Raw genomic sequence first — 16,059 nt, forward strand, 5'->3', positions numbered from 1 at the left:
GACGAGGCGGGTGCCCGATCAGGCGAGCAGCACCTTGCCGCCTGCCCGGAAGGGCAGGGCGGCTTGCAGCGCCTCGGCGATCCTTTCCAGCGGAAACACCTCCCGCACCTCGGTGGCGATCACTTTCGCGGCGATCTGCGCCGCCACCTCGGAATAGGCGCGCTGGACATTGTCCATGGTTTCGGAATTAACCCATTCCCGGAGGTGGCAAAAGGAAAAGGTGATATCGGGATGGGAGGACCAGAAGGAATTCGGGATGCTCTGGCCCGAAAGCAGGCCGTAATGCACGAAATGGCCACCCGGCTTGAGCGCATCCGCAAGCACCGAGGCGCGCGCGCCGCCGACGCAGTCGAGCACCGCATCGAGCCCGTGCCGGCCGGCGAGGCCTGCTGCCAGATCGCTATCCTCCCTGTCGATGACAACAGCCTCGAGCCGGCCGCGCAGGCGCTGGCGGGATTCTTCGCTGCGAACGATCACCACCGGCTCGACGCCAGCGGCATTTGCGAGGCCGATCAGGATCGATCCGATCGAAGAGGCGGCGGCATTGACGGCGATGCGCATGCCCGGCCTCAGCCCGATCTTGTTGTGCAGCATCAGCCAGGCGGTCATCGGGTTGACGTAGCTCGTCGCCGCCTCGAAATCGGAGAGCGCGTCCGGCACGCGCAGGCACCAGCTGGGATCGGTGTCCTTGAACTCCTGCCACCCGCCGGCGCTGCGCACCGGCAGCACGCGTGTCCCCGGTGCCAGTCCATAGACCGCTTCGCCGCAGGCTTCGACCACGCCGAAGGCTTCGAAGCCCGGAATGAAGGGCAGGGTCGTGCGGCCGGCATAGGCGCCCGAAATGGTGATGATATCGGAAGGATTGATCGAGCGGGCGAGCAGCCGCACCCGGACCTGGTCGCGCCGCAACGCCGGCAGCGGCGTCCGCTCGATCCCGACGACCTCCGGGGCCGGGCCGAATTTTCGCACGACCGCCTGATATTGCATTTGCATCCCCCACATACTCGCGGTTAGAACAGCCCACCAATTTTGGGTGATCGAATGAGCGTTGACGACAGGCCTTTAGCATCGTTCCGGGTCTCGATGCGAGACATCGACATCTATGGCCATGTCCACAATTCGGTCTACCTCGACTATTGCGAGGATGCCGTCGTCGAGTTCCTCAGGCACCGCGAGATCCTCGGCCATTTCCGCCACACCACCTCGGGTGTCGCCTATCACGTCAAGAAGGCTGAGATCACCTTTCATAACCCGATCGACGTCGACGATGTCGTCGAGGCGAAGGTCGCCGTCGAAAAGATCGGGCGCACGAGCCTCGCCTTTGCGATCGAACTCTTTCGCCGGCGCGACGGCGCCCATTGCGCATCGGCCGGCCTCGTCTGGGTCTGCGTCGGCCTTTCCGACAGCCGCCCAACGCCGATCCCGGAGGCGACCAGAGCCGCCTTGTCGCAGGGCTGATCCATGCCGATCCATGCAGAGCTGCGTCGACATGCCATGGGGAGACCGGACAAGCCGGCTGTGGTGATCGACGGCGCCGCGCTCAGCTACGGCGAACTCCACGCGCGCTCGCGGGCGATCTATCGCTTTTTCCAGGGGCTTCCCGGCACGAATCGCCGCACGATCGATCTGCCCGGCGTCGAGAAGCTCGTTGCGCTCAGCCTCGGCAATCATCTCGGCTTTGCCGAATATTTCGTCGCCGCCACCGCCTTGCCGAATGCCTGCGCCATCATCGACCCGATGATGCCGGCGGAAAGGATCGAGCGCATTCTGCAGCGCCTCGCGCCTGATGTGCTTGTCGCCGACGACGAGGCGAGCCCAAGTGCGGAGATCGGCCGCCGGCTCGGCATATCGGTCGTCATCGCCGGAGCCGAGCCCTTCGATCTCACCGCACCGGGCGAGGATCTGCCGGATGCAGATGGCATCTTCCTGATCGGCTTCACCTCGGGCACTACCGCCGAGCCGAAAGCCTATTACCGCTCGCGCGAACAGTGGCGCCGGAGCCTCGATCGGGGACGGCTGGTTTTCGAACTCCAGAACGCGCCCTCGACCCTCTGTCCCGGCGCCCTGGCACATGGCCTGGCGCTTTACGCCCTGGTGGAAGCGTTCGATGCCGGCGCGACCTTCCATTCGCTGCGAAAGTGGGATGCCGGCGCGGTCGCCCGCACGCTCGCCTCAGAAGAGATCGAACGGCTGGTCGCCGTGCCGACCCATATAGCCGGTATTGCCCGGGCATGGGCAGGCGAGCCTACGCTCGACTGCCTGCGCGACGTGCTGACCGCCGGCGCCAAGCTGAACCTCAACGAGGTCGAATCCATGCGCCGCCTCTTTCCCAAGGCGCGCATCCGGGAATATTACGGCGCATCCGAGATCGGTTTCATGACGGTCTCGACGCTTGCCGGCGGCGAGACCGATTTTCCGATCGACCGGGTGGGGCAAGCCTATCCCGGCGTTGCGATCACTATCCGCGACCCTGAGGAAAACGATGTCGGCATCGACGTGCCGGGCACCATCTTCGTCAACAGCGACCTGATCGCCGACGGCTATCTCTGGGGCGACGACGGACAGGCGTTCCGGGTGACACCGGCCGGCGCTACCGTCGGCGATCTCGGCGAGATCGACGCCAACGGTATGCTGCGGGTGATCGGCCGGGCCGGCGGCATGATGATTTCGGGCGGCAACAACGTCTATCCCGCCGAAGTCGAGAGCGCGCTGAAGACCTGCCCCGGCGTCGAGGAAGCCGTCGTCTTCGGCCTGCCGGATGCCTATTACGGCCAGAGGATCGTTGCCGTCGTTTCCGGCGAGGCGATCGACGCGAAAATTCTGGCCGAGCATTGCGCGGGCAAGCTTGCAAGGTTCAAGATCCCCAGGCAATTCTACCAGATCGGCGCCTGGCCGATGACGAGCAGCGGCAAGATCGCGCGCGGCCAGGTGCAGGCATCGGTCATTTCGGGAGACGGCCTTGTCCTACGCCTATCAGCCTGACGAGGATTGGCAGCCGGTCGTGGTCGCCGCCTACCGCACGCCGATCGGCCGGGCCTTCGGCTCGCTTGCGACGGTCGCCTCCGAAGACCTGCTCGCGCCGATCATCCGCCGCATCGTTGCCGAGACGGGCATCGCGTCCGAAGCCATAGACGACGTGCTGGTCGGCAATGCGGCCGGCGGCGGCGGCAATATCGCGCGGCTCGCCGCCCTTTCCGCCGGCTTGCCGATCGCCGTTCCGGGCGTCGCTATCGACCGGCAATGCGGCTCCGGCCTCGAAGCGATCATAATGGCCGCCCGGCTGATCCAGGCAAAGGCCGGTTCCTGCTTTCTGGCCGGCGGCGTCGAGAGCGTCAGCACCGCGCCATGGCGGGCCGAAAGGCCGAAAGCCAATGGCGCCCTGCCGCGTTTCTACGGTCGCGCCCGGTTTTCCCCCGATGCAATCGGCGATCCCGAGATGGGTGTCGCCGCCGAAAACGTCGCCCGCGCGTACGGCATCACGCGCCAGCGGCAGGATGAATTCGCCCTGCACAGCCACCGGCTCGCCGTCAAGGCAGCCGAAGCCGGCCTCTTCCGGCCGGAAATCGTCGAGATTTCCACCGGCCAGGGGCTGGTGGAAAGGGACGAATGCCCGCGCCCCACGACATCGATGGAAGCGCTGGCAAACCTCAAGCCCGTCTTCCTGACCGACGGCTCGGTGACGGCGGGCAATGCCTGCCCGCTCAATGACGGCGCCTGCCTGGTGCTCGTCATTAGCCGCGGCATGGCCAGACGCCTCGGCATTAAAAAGGGTCTCGCCTTCATCGACAGCGCTGCCGCCGGCGTCGACCCCAACCTGCTCGGCATCGGCCCGGTCGCCTCGACCAAAAAGCTGCTGCAGCGCCAGCCCGACCTCTCGCTTTCCGGGATCGGCGCCATCGAATTCAACGAGGCTTTCGCCGCCCAGGTTCTGGCATCGCTCGATCAGCTCGAAATCCCGGCGGATACGGTCAACCGGGAAGGCGGCGCCATCGCACTCGGCCATCCCTTCGGCGCATCCGGCGCGATCCTGGTGACCCGGCTCTATAGCCAGCTGATCCGCGGCGGCACTCCCGGCGCCACCGGCCTCGCCCTGATCGGCATCGGCGGCGGCATCGGGCTGACGGCGTTGTTCGAGGTGGTCCGGCTTTCGTGATTAGGTGACGGGCATCCGCTTACCCTTAAGCCAATCGACGACATCATAGCGTCCATTTCTCTGGGAATGGTCCGCCTGTCGCTCAAGCAGGTAACAAACCCAACTCCTCTTTCGTCATGCTCGGGCTTGTCCCTGGGCTTGTCCCGAGCATCTGCCTTCGGTCGATAGGGCAGCAGATCCTCGGCACAAGGCCGAGGATGACGGCGAGTCGAGAACGAGGTTTGACGAAAAAGTGAGCCGGCGAAGTTTATCACACAGCGCGTTCTGGTGCTTATCCCGTGAGACGCGCGTTTTTGACGCCGGCGGCTGATGCCGGCGGAGGCCAAATCCTCCATTTCCGCAAAACGTTTCGACCGCAGGGCGAGCCGCCCTACTGCCTTCGCATAGGGTGACAGCGACGCAGGGAGAATGGTTCGCGGCCGCGATCCGGCGCATTCTCCTGCGCATCGGTGGCGACCGCCGGCGGCCGGGAGTTTCGCGCGGTGAGGACCCCGTACCGATGAGGTCGCTTGCCTCGCCGAGGACGCGATTTCGGCAGCCATCTTCCAGTCAACAGAGGAAAACCTCGCAGCGGACAAGGAGACTACCCATGAAGATCGTCATTATCGGCGGCACCGGCCTGATCGGCTCGAAGACCGTGGAGAGATTGCGCAAGAAAGGGCATGAGGTGCTGGCCGCCTCGCCGAATACAGGCGTCGACACGATTACCGGCAAGGGCGTGGCCGAAGCGCTGGCGGGCGCTCAAGTGGTGCTCGACCTTGCGAACTCGCCCTCCTTCGAGGACAAGGCCGTTCTCGAATTCTTCCAGACCTCGGGCCGCAACCTGCTGAAGGCAGGGGCTGCCGCCGGCGTGAAGCATCATATCGCACTCTCGATCGTCGGCATGGAGCGCCTGCAGGGCAGCGGCTACATGCGCGCCAAGATGGCGCAGGAACAGCTGATCAAGGGCTCCGGCATTCCCTATACGATCGTGCATTCCACTCAGTTCCACGAATTCATGGCCGGCATCGCTCAGTCGAACACCGTCGGCGAGACCGTGCATCTGTCGCCGGCCTATCTGCAGCCGATCGCTTCGGACGATGTCGCCGACGTGATGGCCGACGTGGCGCTTGCCGCGCCCGTCAATGGCACGATCGAAATCGGCGGGCCTGAGAAGATCCGCCTCACTGAGATCGTGACACGCCTCTTCAGGGCAACGAACGATCCGCGCCAGGTCGTGACCGATCCGCACGCCCGCTATTTCGGCGTTGAACTCGAGGACGACTCGCTGGTGGCCGGCCCCAATGCGCGGCTCAGCCGGATGCGCTTCGAGGACTGGCTCAGCCAACAGCCGCCCCGGAAGAAGAGCGCCTGACAGGGATTTGCGCCTGTCGTATCAACTGAGGAGACCAGACATGCCAGGAAAGATCATCTCGGCGGCGGCACTCGCCCTCACCCTAGCCGCCGGCACGCAAGCGCACGCCGGGGACAACAGAGCGAAGATAACCGTCGTTTACGATCAGAAGCTTCCCAATGTTCCCGGCAAGAGCATGAAGGCGGTGCTGGTGGAATATGCGCCCGGCGGCATGTCGCCCGGCCATACCCATCCTGACTCAGCCTTCATCTATGCCACCGTTCTCGAAGGGGCGATCCGCAGCGCGGTGAACAAGGGCCCGGAGAAAACCTATAAAGCCGGAGAAAGCTTCTCCGAATTTCCCGGCGATCATCACAGCGTCAGCGCCAATGCCAGCAAGACCGAGCCGGCAAAACTGCTGGCAGTCTTCGTGCTGGACACCACCGAAACGGAACTGACGATCGACGACAAGTAAGCCGCCCATGATGCCCGGCGGCGCCGGGCATCGTCCCCCGCCGCCTCAGGCCGCCTGCAGCGCCAATTCCAGATCGGCGATCAGATCATCCGGATGCTCGATGCCGATCGACAGGCGGATCGTCGATTCCAGCACGCCGATCCGCTGCCTTACATCGGCGGGTACACCGGAATGCGTCATGGTCGCGGGATGGCTCGCCAGCGATTCCGTACCACCCAGGCTGACGGCAAGCTTGAAGACCTGCAGCGCGTTCAGGAATTTGAACGAGGCCGGCTGGCCGCCGCGAATGTCGAAGGAGAAGGTCGAGCCGGCGCCGCTGCATTGCGCGGCGAAGGTGCGGCCGGACGGCGATTCCGGATCGTGGTAGGGCAGGTAGTGGACCTTCTCAACCTTCGGGTGATCGCGCAGGAAATCGGCGACGGCCCGCGCATTGCTGTTTGCCCGCTCCATGCGCAGCTGCAATGTTTCCAGCGACCGGCCGAGCATCCAGCACGAATGCGGATCGAGCTGCGTGCCGATTGCGCCGCGCAGCGCCTTGACCTGCCTGACGACAGCCTTGCGGCCGAGAACGGCCCCGGCGATCAGATCAGAATGACCGCCGACATATTTTGTCAGCGAATAAAGCGAGATGTCGGCGCCGTGCTCGATCGGCCGCTGGAACACCGGCCCGAGCAGGGTGTTGTCGCAGACGATGATCGGCGTATGCCCCTGCTTTGCGCCGATCGCATCGGCGACGCGCCGGATCATCGCGACATCAACCAGGCTGTTGGTCGGATTGGCGGGTGTTTCGATCAGGATGACGGAGACGCGGCCCTTGGCCACCGCCTCGTCGGCCGCCTTCTGCACCGAATTTTCGCTGACACCATCGGCAAAGCCGACCGCGGCGACGCCGAAATTGAGGAAGGTCTTTGCCAGCAGGGTTTCCGTGCCGCCATAGAGCGGCTGCGAATGCAGGATCGCATCGCCCGGCCGGACGAAGGCGAACAAGGTGGTGGCGATCGCCGCCATCCCTGAGGAGAACAGCGCGCCGCTCTCCGTCTTCTCATAGACGGCGAGCCTGTCCTCGACGATCTCGCTGTTGGGATGATTGAAGCGCGAATAGACGAGGCCCGCCCCTTTGCCGGCCGGCGGCTCGCGCCGGCCCGAGACATAATCGAAGAAGTCCCGGCCATCCTCGGCGGAATTGAAGACGAAGGTGGAGGTCAGGAATACCGGCGGCTTGACCGCCCCTTCCGATAGCTCGGGGTCGTAGCCGTAGTTCAGCATCTGCGTTTCGGGATGCAGTGCGTGATTGCCGATATGCGTTTTGGAAGGATGTGGGGCGGTCATGATCGTCTCCTCTGTCGAACCTGCCGAAGCACAAAATACATCAAAACCGCATCGAAGCAGCGGGCAACAATGCCGCTCCTTAACGATCAGCTTACGGTCTCGCCCAAAGTATCCGCGACATACGCCCCGCGCGCGCCCATCGGCAGTGGCTGCCCCGTCGTCGTGTCCTTGGCCGTCTGATGCTCGAGCTCGGCGTTCAGTTCCGCACCGACGATGAGGATGACGACGGAAAGCCAGATCCAGATGAGGAAGCCGATCAACGCACCGAGCGTGCCGTAGGTCGCGTTATAGTTGGCGAAATGCTCGAGATAGAAGGAGAAGCCGAGCGACATGACGGCCCAGGCGAGCGTTGTCAGAGCTGCGCCCCATGTCATCCACCGCACTCTGGCTGGCTCGCGGCTCGGGCCGAAGCGATAGACCAGCATGACCGCAATCACCACCACCAGCAGCAGCAGCGGCCATCTGAGAAGGAGCGCCATTTGCTCCTTGAACTGGTCGAGCCACAGAAAGGAGAGCACAAGCGGCATCACGCCGACGAGGGCAACCATGAGGACGGCGAAGACTATCGCGCATAAGGTGAAGCAGAAGCCGATTAGGTTCAGTCGCACAAGGCTCCGCTTCTCATCCTCCTCATAGGCCACGTTCATCGCATCGAAGATCGCGAGCGTGCCGTTATGCGTGCTCCAGAGCGCGATGGCGAGACCCACGAAGAAGGTGATTCCGAGCGTGCTCTCGCGTCGTTCGATGAGCGCCTTCAGTTGGTCGGCGAGAAGGTCGAAGGCCCCCGGCGGCAGGAGGACGACCAGTTCGCGAAGATGTTCGGATATGGTGACCGGATCGGCAACAAGTCCGTAGAGGGAGACGAGCGCCGCCAGCGCCGGAAATATCGCCAGCAGCAGATAGAAGGTCACGCCGGCGGCAATGAGCGTGACTCGGTCGTTAAGGATCTCGTGGAAAACCCGCCAGAATACGTCACGAAGGCCGCTGAGCGGAATGGCCTCCGGTGTCGCCGCGCTGCGCCCATGATCGTCGCCGCCCCAGGCGGTATCGCTGGACAGGGCGACAGCCCCGCGCTGCCTTGCCTGGAGGACAACAAACGCGCCGATCGCTGCGGCCATCACCGTCGCCGCGATCGAGAACCTCTTGAGGCGGAACGCATCTGCCATTACCCTATCCTCCGATTTGCTGCGTGGATAACGCCGATCACCGCTAAAGGATGCAAGCCGTTGCTTTCCTGCGGAAATTCCCGGAGGCAGGGGAGGGGCCGCTGCAGCCATCGGCGCCTCAGCAGGCATGGACCTGCAACAACCGCCGGATTTATAAATCACTGATTTTATTGCATGCGCTTGGCACTACGGAACCAAAAGCGGACTTTGGTTTCGTTACTGCGGCACACGGGCAACCAGGCTCCGGTTGTGGCGGTCAGAAATTTTCTGCTCCGGAGGCAAAAATTCCGCTCCTCCACGACCGAGAAGAGCAGATTTTGGCCTTGTATTCCGCGCCGCCGAGGACTCGAACATCTGCCGGACGCAGGCCTGCAGGTGATCTGCGCCCAAGCTCGCTCGAGCGCTTCCGATCCATCAATAACGCCGGCGGCGATGGACGACAACAGGCGCTGTCGTTATCCACGGTTAACATCATCCCTGATCAACGAACCTATTGCTTCCCTCATGATCGCGGGTCCCCCGATCTGAGATTAGCGGTCGTGGCCGGCCAGTTGACGGCAGTAGCCTTGGCGAAGAGGCAAGCGCTCTTGTCCGAAGACCACGCGGCTCGGTGACGAGCACGCTTGCTTCGGACGACGCGAAGCATGCCGTCGATTTGCCTCAGAAGCTGCTGGGCCACTACCGGAGATGCGGCCTCTGTTGTCCGCGGGCAACCATCCGGGCACAAACCCTGATCACAAGGACAGTCTCACCGCAGACTCCTGTCGACGATAACTCGCCACTAGAAACGCTACTCCGCATTGGCCGCCGGGGGCCGCCTGCGCGCCCGGACGATTTCCCCGACGTCGTTGTCGTATCGGTCGTCGGGGAATTCGATCGTCCAGACGAGTCGACGCACCGCCTCCGGGGGAATGTTGCGATATCCGAGTTCCTCCAGCCGAAGCAGAAGCAGCAGGTGATCGGTCACGACGATCTGACCTGGTGCAGAGTCGGCCGCATGGCCGCATAGGATTTGAAGCCGAACGAGGCGGCGATGGCCTCATCGAGATGCGACGACTTGATGTTCGAATATTGCTGCCAAAGAGGTTCTTCAAAGCGGCGACGTTCGAAGGCGAGAACCTGATGGATGGGTTCAGCATATGACGATCCAGTGCTCTTGACCGAAGTCTGCCGATTACACCTCGACCGTGGTGAACATGGCCGTCGATAACGCTGTAAGCACCCTTCAACCCGGCAGCAAGTTTGGAATGGGCCTCCAGACTCGCACTCTAGCCTTCAAAGTCATCTCCCTCAAGGGTGCGCTCATACCGCGCGATTCATAGCCTAGCGATCAGAAGCACTGCTAAGAAACTAGCCGCCGGGTCAGCGTTGTCCGCGGACACCCGATCAGAGTCTACACGAACAGATCGACTTACTGGCATGGTCAAGCATCCAGCGACGACAGCTTGGAGATTGGAAACTTAGTGTTCAAGCGGATGGACAATGTTGGAATCTTGGTCGAAGAGCTGACCTCAGGCCTCCGTTGCTGCCGGGCAACGGCGCTGAAGCATGTCCTTCGAGGCTTCGCCCTGCGGGCTTCCCACCACGTTTCGCGGCAGAAAGACCCCACAGTCAAGAGGTTGAGCGACTGCAGTTCGCGAACCAGCCACAGCCGGTTGTCCGCGGACAACGCGCCCCTCCGCGCCAACTGAAAATCAAAGGCCTCCCCCCGCTTCGCCAGCCACTAGCGCAAAATGTGGAATCGAGAGGCCAACCCACCGATACCTCGGCTATCAAGGGAATTGCGCATCCCGGAGATTTCTTCGCCCGGCGGCTTCGACTCCTGACCGCCAGTGGCCAATTGTGGTCATCGAACCGCTTAATAAATGCCCGCGCATGGTGGCAGGATCGGAATCCTGGCCGTATAGTCGCCTGCCAGTTTGGAGAGAACTATGGGCGGCGTTGCCAAAAGCATCGATGAAGTTATCAAGCGTGGCTTTGCGCAATTGCTCAAAGGCGAGGGGTTTAAGAAGTCGGGACGCAATTGGCACCGGCCTCAAGGCGAGAATTGGCTGATCGTAAACCTGCAAGCGAGCAGTTCGAATTTTGGAGAGAACGGCAAGTTTACGGTGAACCTCGGCGTCTTCGTGGCTGCGGTGGCCTCCATGGCAGGGCAGAACGCGATTGACGAGAAACCTTCGGAGCCGAGCTCCACCCTTCGCACCAGATTGGGAGACCTCGTTTATGGCCGAGACCATTGGTGGGAGGTTACGGCGGCATCGGACCTGGATTTGGTAGCGGCTGATCTGGTTGAGAAGATGCAATCCACTGGCCTTCCATGGCTCGAACGTCACCTCGATCTCTCGCGCCTCGCAGCGGCTCTGAAAGACCGCCCCTCTTTGTTGTCCTTCAGCGCCGCCTTGCTTTCTGGCGACCGGAACGAGGCAACTCGACGACTGCGGGAAGCCGTTAAACTTCGGCCTGCAGGCAGAACGCATTTCCTCGCCTGGGCAAGCAATAACGGCATTTCGCTTTGAACTCGGGAGATATAAGCGACACAGGTCGACCATCCACTTCGGACCGTCAGCGTCAGCGACTATCGCGAAAACGTGGAACCGGAAGCATTTTGAGGATTCCACATTTGCGTAGTGACTGGCCCTGCTCCAAGGCCGCAGTGTCTGCGCGGCCCGGTCCCACCACCTGGCTTGAATTTGCCGCATTGCGGCACTACCTCGGGAAATGCTGAAGCGCTGCACCCCTCCTGAGCTGCTTCGGCCGGACGGACGGCACTTCCTCCTCCCATGCCGTCGGCCACTTTCGAAGCCCGGCGCATCTCTCCCGCGCCGGGCTTCTGTCGACCCTGCCCTGTCGGCGCGCCCTGCGATCAGGCGGCCGATGGAAGCGGCGCTTGCGGCACCCTTCACAAATAATCTCCCCGAGCCAGATTCGTGAGCGCGGCGGCGCGACCGAAATCTCCGCTCGATCCGGATGCCGAAATGAGAGCAAAAGAACGAGAGCGGTTTTCGTCAGATCATCCGGAGGAGCGCAGCTTTTTCGGCGGCGCCGAAGTGAATGAAAGTTGCCGCCGCGATCGATACTCCGCGGCATCTAATCGCCGTCATGAGATCAACAACATGAACAAGCGAGACAACACATGGACAGGCTTGCGCAATGCCACTGCGGATCACTCCGCGCGAAGACCGCGGGCGATCCACTGATGGTGAGCCTGTGCCACTGCCGCGATTGCCGGCGCAGAACTGGCGCAGTGGCGGGCAGCGGCGCGATCTTTGAGAAAACCGAGGTGACGATTGAAGGAGTGCGGAAAGTTTTCGTGCGCGACGCGGCGGAAGCTCAATCCTGCTCGAAAATGCTATCGGGAACCCGCCCCGATTGCGTGGCGCCGCCATGAAATGGCACATCTTCCAGACAGCCCGCGCGCCCTTGCCGCGATGTAGCGGAACCAAACGTCATGATTGCTTCCGCAACGTCTGACATGACAATGAAATCAGCGTCTTATACTTTCATCCAAGCCAACGACAGAACCGAAATCTCCAGCGATGGCGCGTGCGACATGATGCAGGATCGCTGCCGCGCTCGCCTGCGCCGGTTTGGAAGTGACATCCAGATCCAGGGTGAACCTATGTTTGGGATCGAGAACCCGCGCTTGTCTGCTTTTGTCAAAGGAGGCTTGCACATCTGTTGACTTCAACCGCTCGCGGCGCGTGGGCGTTGAAACACGGCGCGCCAATTCTTCCTCATCGCAAAGCAATCTGACCGGCACCAGCAACGCCTCGCATTGTCGGGCGGCATCGCAGATCTGGTGAAACGTGCGAGCACTGCGCTCGTCACCTGCTATACCGGCATGCGTGAAAATGAAGTTCGCCGGAGAGGGCCGATAAGCGACAATTGCATCCAACACCGCCTGGCGCACGCGCGCCGTATATTCCCATACCCCCGGGGGAAGAGGCGTTGTTCCGTCGTCGTCCAGGAGACGCAGTATCGGATTGTTGAACCAGTGATTGTCGATGATTTTTGCAGGAAAGAGTGAACTCAATTCAGTCGCGATCGTCAGTTTCCCGACGCCGGGGAAGCCCATCAGCAAAACGAAAACGCTCATGACAGTGTCAGCTTTCCAATTGTCCGCTGAGGACCTGCAGCATAGGTGATCTTTCATATGTCGCAACGCCCCGATCGGCGGCCACATACATATGTTCGCCGAGGCCGCTCACACCACCAGCGACCCCTGCCTTTCAGCGACGGTCACCACCGCCCGCGTCCCGGCGTTGAACTCAAGGAAGTCCGCCTCGATGCCGTCGCTGAAGATCACGCCGTGTTCCGGCATTTCGGAGACGATGGTCAGCGGCCGGGTATCGGAGACGAGGCCGGCGACGATGGTGGCGCCGGTGGTGCGGCTCGGGAAGGGTTCGCGGACGAAATAGCGCAGGTAATCAGCATCCCAGGCGAAGGACATGTCGATCGTCCGCTCAGGGGGTTCGAGGCCGAGCGCGCTCGCGGCCCCGAGGCAGCCGGAATAAAGGCTCTTCAACCAGCCGGTCGAGCCCATGCCTGTCGAGACGATGATGCCGCTGGAGGACTGGCGCTCCTCGCGCTCATCGGCCTGCAGGAGATAGCGGGCCGAGACATGGCTTTGCGGGCCGATGAAGAGATCATTGACGGCATGGATGACAGCGCCGGTATTCAGCGTCGCCTTGGCCATGCTGACGCGCTTGATCGGCCGCTTGTTCCTCAGCGCCTCGCCGATCACCTTCGGAAGGCTCTTCGGGTTGAAAGGGAGGAGCAGGCCGTCCCAGCGCATCGGATCCGGGTTAACGCCGAGCACCGGCTGCCCGTCAAGATATTTCAGTGTATTGGCGACCAGCCCGTCCTGGCCGAGCACGACGACGACATCGTCGGGGCCGAAGACGAAGTTCGGGAGGTAGCGGCGGTCGAGACGTTGCACGCGGGCGACCGCGCGCAGGCTGGCCTCCACCTCGGCGATCGCCGTTTCGTAGCGCTTCTTCTCGGCTAGGTAATCGCTGAAATCGGCGCCGAGATGCTCGACGTAGAATTGCGCCTGCTGCACCGTGTTGAACCGGGCGATGAGCTCGTCGAGGCGAGTCGGGCGGACGACGAGGATGATCTTGCGTTCGTCAGTGGCCGGCACGGTCCTTGCCCTCCTGCGGCTGCAATATCTCGCGCAGAAGATCGGGCGAGACGTTGAGCTGGCCGATCTTCGTCGCATTGTCGGCAAGGTCGCGGAAGGCGAGCGCCATCAGCTGGCCGGGCTTCATGCCGACCGAGGCGAGCGCCTGCAGCACTTTCGGATCGGCCAGCTCGAAGGATTTCATCATCGCCGTCAGCGCATAGGCCTGGGCATCAGCCTCGGCCTTGGCGTTGGTCGCGGCAAGCGTCACCAGATCGCGATTCTGCTCTTCCAGCGCGATCTTGCCGGCCATTTCCTCCCGCCGGATCTGCAGCCGCCGTTCCTGCACAGCGCGCTCGGCCTCCATCTGCGCCTCGCGCACCTGCCGCCTCTTGTTCTCCAGCGTGATCTCGGTGGCGATCTCGTTTTCCTTGATCGTCCGCTCCTGTTCGATGGCGGCATTGCGGCGGGTGTAAATGGCTTCGTCGGCCTGGCGGAGCAGGGCCTCGCGGGCATGGGCTTCCAGCGCCTTGGCCGTCTCGGCCTTCGGCGTGACGGCGAGCAGCGACAGGCCGAGAATTTCAAGGCCGAGCGCTTCGATCGTCGGATGTACTTTGAGGGCTTCCGCCACGCCGGCGACGAGCGTCTCGCCCGAACTAAGAACCTCCTTCAGCGACAGCATCTGCACCTCGGCGCGCATCGCCACCTGCACGCGGTCGATCACCCGGGTCGAAAGCTTCTGCGGATCCTCCGAGACATAGCGGCCCTTGTGGTCGAGTGTGAAGTTCAGGAGTGCCGCCGTGCGGCGCGGCTCGGCGATACGGTAGGTGATCTGCCCCTGCACGGTCACTTCCTGGAAGTCGGACGTCACCAGCGGAAAGATGAAGGGGTCGTTGACGCTGGCCGTCGGCACCAGCACGAGCGAGCTCGACGGCGCGAAATGCCAGAAGGCCAGGCCGGCGCCTTCGCGGACGGCTTTGCCGTTTTGATATTGGATGACGTATTGCGTAGGTTCCGTCTTGATGAAGCGCAGTCCGAACATGACCGTTTCCCCGTTGCTGGCGCGAGCCCCTGCTCGTGTCGACATGGAGAAAACATGACTTAGTGATAAATGTCAACTAACTTAGTTGAATATTTACACTAAGGTTCGCGCATGCTATGTTCGCATCATGACATCGCATGACAATCACGCCTTCAAACCGATCGCGACCGTCGATCTCGCGATCTTCTCGCTGTCGCCGGCGGGCCTTTCCGTGCTTCTCGTGCGGCGGGCGAACGCACCCTTTTCCGGCGACTGGGCCTTGCCCGGCGGCTGGATCCATATTGACGAGGATGCGGATCTGGAAGCTGCCGCCCGGCGCGTGCTGAAGGAAAAGACCGGGGTCGAAACGCCCTATCTCGAACAGCTGCAAACCACGGGCAGCCGCAGCCGCGACCCGAGGGGCTGGAGCATCAGCATCGTCTATATCGCCCTGCTTTCCGCCGATGACGTCGCCGAACGGCAGGGTGGAATGGCCGCGGAGGCCGAATGGCGGATGATCGAGGGCGAGGGCGTCGGTTGTCCCATCGCCTTCGACCATGCAGCCCTCCTGAAGGAGGCGGTCGGCCGCATCCGCAGCAAAGTCGAATATTCGAGCCTGCCCGGCCATCTGCTGCCCGTCCATTTCACCTTGAGCGAACTGCAATCGGTCTATGAGACCCTTCTTGGCCGCAAGCTCGACAAATCGGCCTTTCGAAAGCGCATGGCCGAAGCCGATTTCCTGGAGCCGGTCGAGGGCGAAATGCGCCGGGCGAGCAATCGGCCCGCCCAGGTCTTCCGATTGAAGGACACCCGGTCGCTGGCGCTCTTCGACCGGACGATCTGACACGCCCGATCAGGCTCAATCGCTGCTGCGTTTGCCGATCGAAGGCTCCAGACCTGCCACATATTTGTCAGCAGCCGTTGCGGAACAATGGCCTGCCAGTGAGGTTGTGGATAGGCCAATAAGGCAAAATTCCCCAAGGAGGATACCCCAATGCATATGAAACTCGTAGCGGCTTCGCTTCTTGCCGTCGGCATGGCCACATCGGCCTTCGCCCAATCCAATCCGGCGCCGGCCGGCGCCACGATCGATAAGAACCAGGCCGATCAGGGTGGCGGCGCGACCGGCGACACGAAGGCCAAAAAGCCGATGGCAACCGATACCACCACGACCGGCTCCACGACCGGCGGCACGATGAAAATGGACAAGACCAAGTGCCCCAACCCGGTCAACAACTCGGACAATCTCCAGACGCAGGGCGGCACCAGCAATGCCACGCCGATGGATGAAGCCTGCTCCGCACACAACAATTGAGCGCTGCCTGCGAGAAAAACCCCGCTTCGGCGGGGTTTTTACGCGTCTGCGCACTGCGCATCCTGATCCGCCCTTTGCGAAACTCTCATTTTCGAACATCGTAAGAATTCTGGTTGAGTTGGACCATAGGGGCTCAGGCAAATCC

Annotated in this window: 16 protein-coding genes; 9 read left to right on the forward strand and 7 right to left on the reverse strand. The window is 62.4% G+C overall.

Going from position 1 to position 16,059, the window contains the following annotated elements:
- Window positions 1-18: 18 nt before the first annotated feature.
- Window positions 19-987: a zinc-dependent alcohol dehydrogenase family protein gene (locus K6M89_RS02105; protein ID WP_222138270.1), complete on the reverse strand. Its 969-nt coding sequence runs from the start codon at window positions 985-987 to the stop codon at window positions 19-21.
- Between the two features lie 54 nt (window positions 988-1,041).
- Between K6M89_RS02105 and K6M89_RS02110 the strand changes: the two genes are divergently transcribed.
- From K6M89_RS02110 to K6M89_RS02130, 5 genes are all read left to right on the forward strand, one after another.
- Window positions 1,042-1,458, forward strand: coding sequence for an acyl-CoA thioesterase (locus tag K6M89_RS02110; RefSeq protein WP_222138271.1), 417 nt, complete (start codon window positions 1,042-1,044; stop codon window positions 1,456-1,458).
- A gap of 3 nt (window positions 1,459-1,461) precedes the next feature.
- Window positions 1,462-2,982 (forward strand): class I adenylate-forming enzyme family protein, encoded by a 1,521-nt coding sequence (locus tag K6M89_RS02115; protein WP_222138272.1) that lies wholly within the window; start codon window positions 1,462-1,464, stop codon window positions 2,980-2,982.
- Entirely contained in the window at window positions 2,960-4,153 is a 1,194-nt protein-coding gene (locus tag K6M89_RS02120) for a thiolase family protein (RefSeq protein WP_222138273.1), read from the forward strand. The genes K6M89_RS02115 and K6M89_RS02120 overlap by 23 nt, the downstream gene beginning before the upstream one ends.
- 589 nt (window positions 4,154-4,742) lie before the next feature.
- Window positions 4,743-5,507: an SDR family oxidoreductase gene (locus K6M89_RS02125; protein WP_222138274.1), complete on the forward strand. Its 765-nt coding sequence runs from the start codon at window positions 4,743-4,745 to the stop codon at window positions 5,505-5,507.
- A 40-nt stretch (window positions 5,508-5,547) separates the two neighbouring features.
- Window positions 5,548-5,961, forward strand: a complete 414-nt coding sequence (locus tag K6M89_RS02130) for a cupin domain-containing protein (RefSeq protein WP_222138275.1) — start codon at window positions 5,548-5,550, stop codon at window positions 5,959-5,961.
- 45 nt (window positions 5,962-6,006) lie between these two features.
- On the opposite strand, the gene K6M89_RS02135 is transcribed toward K6M89_RS02130, so the two are convergent.
- From K6M89_RS02135 to K6M89_RS30895, 3 genes are all read right to left on the reverse strand, one after another.
- Window positions 6,007-7,290 carry a cystathionine gamma-synthase family protein gene (locus K6M89_RS02135; RefSeq protein WP_222138276.1) on the reverse strand — a complete coding sequence of 428 codons (1,284 nt, stop codon included), beginning with the start codon at window positions 7,288-7,290 and terminating at the stop codon, window positions 6,007-6,009.
- Between the two features lie 86 nt (window positions 7,291-7,376).
- The gene (locus tag K6M89_RS02140; protein ID WP_222138277.1) at window positions 7,377-8,456 is read right to left on the reverse strand and encodes a YihY/virulence factor BrkB family protein; all 1,080 of its coding nucleotides are present in this window, start codon (window positions 8,454-8,456) and stop codon (window positions 7,377-7,379) included.
- Between the two features lie 790 nt (window positions 8,457-9,246).
- The gene (locus tag K6M89_RS30895; protein WP_246642282.1) at window positions 9,247-9,423 is read right to left on the reverse strand and encodes a hypothetical protein; all 177 of its coding nucleotides are present in this window, start codon (window positions 9,421-9,423) and stop codon (window positions 9,247-9,249) included.
- Window positions 9,424-10,387: 964 nt separating this feature from the next.
- Here K6M89_RS30895 and K6M89_RS02150 point away from each other — a divergent pair.
- Both K6M89_RS02150 and K6M89_RS02155 read left to right on the forward strand, forming a co-directional pair.
- Entirely contained in the window at window positions 10,388-10,972 is a 585-nt protein-coding gene (locus K6M89_RS02150; protein WP_222138278.1) for a DUF4304 domain-containing protein, read from the forward strand.
- Between the two features lie 617 nt (window positions 10,973-11,589).
- On the forward strand, window positions 11,590-11,844 hold the full coding sequence (locus K6M89_RS02155) for a GFA family protein (RefSeq protein WP_222138279.1): 255 nt from the start codon (window positions 11,590-11,592) through the stop codon (window positions 11,842-11,844).
- 96 nt (window positions 11,845-11,940) lie between these two features.
- Here K6M89_RS02155 and K6M89_RS02160 read toward each other — a convergent pair whose 3' ends face one another.
- The 3 genes from K6M89_RS02160 to K6M89_RS02170 all read right to left on the reverse strand — a co-directional run bounded on the left by K6M89_RS02160 (window position 11,941) and on the right by K6M89_RS02170 (window position 14,620).
- Window positions 11,941-12,552, reverse strand: coding sequence for a phosphotransferase-like protein (locus K6M89_RS02160; protein ID WP_222138280.1), 612 nt, complete (start codon window positions 12,550-12,552; stop codon window positions 11,941-11,943).
- Window positions 12,553-12,660: 108 nt separating this feature from the next.
- Window positions 12,661-13,599, reverse strand: a complete 939-nt coding sequence (locus K6M89_RS02165) for a diacylglycerol kinase catalytic domain-containing protein (RefSeq protein WP_222138281.1) — start codon at window positions 13,597-13,599, stop codon at window positions 12,661-12,663.
- The gene (locus K6M89_RS02170; RefSeq protein ID WP_097581428.1) at window positions 13,586-14,620 is read right to left on the reverse strand and encodes an SPFH domain-containing protein; all 1,035 of its coding nucleotides are present in this window, start codon (window positions 14,618-14,620) and stop codon (window positions 13,586-13,588) included. Before K6M89_RS02170 ends, K6M89_RS02165 begins: the two co-directional genes overlap by 14 nt.
- A gap of 127 nt (window positions 14,621-14,747) precedes the next feature.
- On the opposite strand from K6M89_RS02170, the gene K6M89_RS02175 reads away from it, so the two are divergent.
- Window positions 14,748-15,443: an NUDIX hydrolase gene (locus tag K6M89_RS02175; protein ID WP_097581535.1), complete on the forward strand. Its 696-nt coding sequence runs from the start codon at window positions 14,748-14,750 to the stop codon at window positions 15,441-15,443.
- 150 nt (window positions 15,444-15,593) lie between these two features.
- Entirely contained in the window at window positions 15,594-15,914 is a 321-nt protein-coding gene (locus tag K6M89_RS02180) for a hypothetical protein (protein ID WP_222138282.1), read from the forward strand.
- Window positions 15,915-16,059 lie beyond the last annotated feature (145 nt).

The organism is Rhizobium croatiense, assembly GCF_019793465.1.
Classification (GTDB): domain Bacteria; phylum Pseudomonadota; class Alphaproteobacteria; order Rhizobiales; family Rhizobiaceae; genus Rhizobium; species Rhizobium croatiense.

Excerpts from the sequence above, each read along its gene's own strand:
- K6M89_RS02105 (WP_222138270.1), bottom strand. The coding sequence starts at position 987 with ATGCAATATCAGGCGGTCGTGCGAAAATTCGGCCCGGCCCCGGAGGTC.
- K6M89_RS02110 (WP_222138271.1), top strand. The coding sequence starts at position 1,042 with ATGAGCGTTGACGACAGGCCTTTAGCATCGTTCCGGGTCTCGATGCGA.
- K6M89_RS02115 (WP_222138272.1), top strand. The coding sequence starts at position 1,462 with ATGCCGATCCATGCAGAGCTGCGTCGACATGCCATGGGGAGACCGGAC.
- K6M89_RS02125 (WP_222138274.1), top strand. The coding sequence starts at position 4,743 with ATGAAGATCGTCATTATCGGCGGCACCGGCCTGATCGGCTCGAAGACC.
- K6M89_RS02130 (WP_222138275.1), top strand. The coding sequence starts at position 5,548 with ATGCCAGGAAAGATCATCTCGGCGGCGGCACTCGCCCTCACCCTAGCC.
- K6M89_RS02135 (WP_222138276.1), bottom strand. The coding sequence starts at position 7,290 with ATGACCGCCCCACATCCTTCCAAAACGCATATCGGCAATCACGCACTG.
- K6M89_RS02140 (WP_222138277.1), bottom strand. The coding sequence starts at position 8,456 with ATGGCAGATGCGTTCCGCCTCAAGAGGTTCTCGATCGCGGCGACGGTG.
- K6M89_RS02150 (WP_222138278.1), top strand. The coding sequence starts at position 10,388 with ATGGGCGGCGTTGCCAAAAGCATCGATGAAGTTATCAAGCGTGGCTTT.
- K6M89_RS02155 (WP_222138279.1), top strand. The coding sequence starts at position 11,590 with ATGGACAGGCTTGCGCAATGCCACTGCGGATCACTCCGCGCGAAGACC.
- K6M89_RS02160 (WP_222138280.1), bottom strand. The coding sequence starts at position 12,552 with ATGAGCGTTTTCGTTTTGCTGATGGGCTTCCCCGGCGTCGGGAAACTG.
- K6M89_RS02170 (WP_097581428.1), bottom strand. The coding sequence starts at position 14,620 with ATGTTCGGACTGCGCTTCATCAAGACGGAACCTACGCAATACGTCATC.
- K6M89_RS02175 (WP_097581535.1), top strand. The coding sequence starts at position 14,748 with ATGACATCGCATGACAATCACGCCTTCAAACCGATCGCGACCGTCGAT.
- K6M89_RS02180 (WP_222138282.1), top strand. The coding sequence starts at position 15,594 with ATGCATATGAAACTCGTAGCGGCTTCGCTTCTTGCCGTCGGCATGGCC.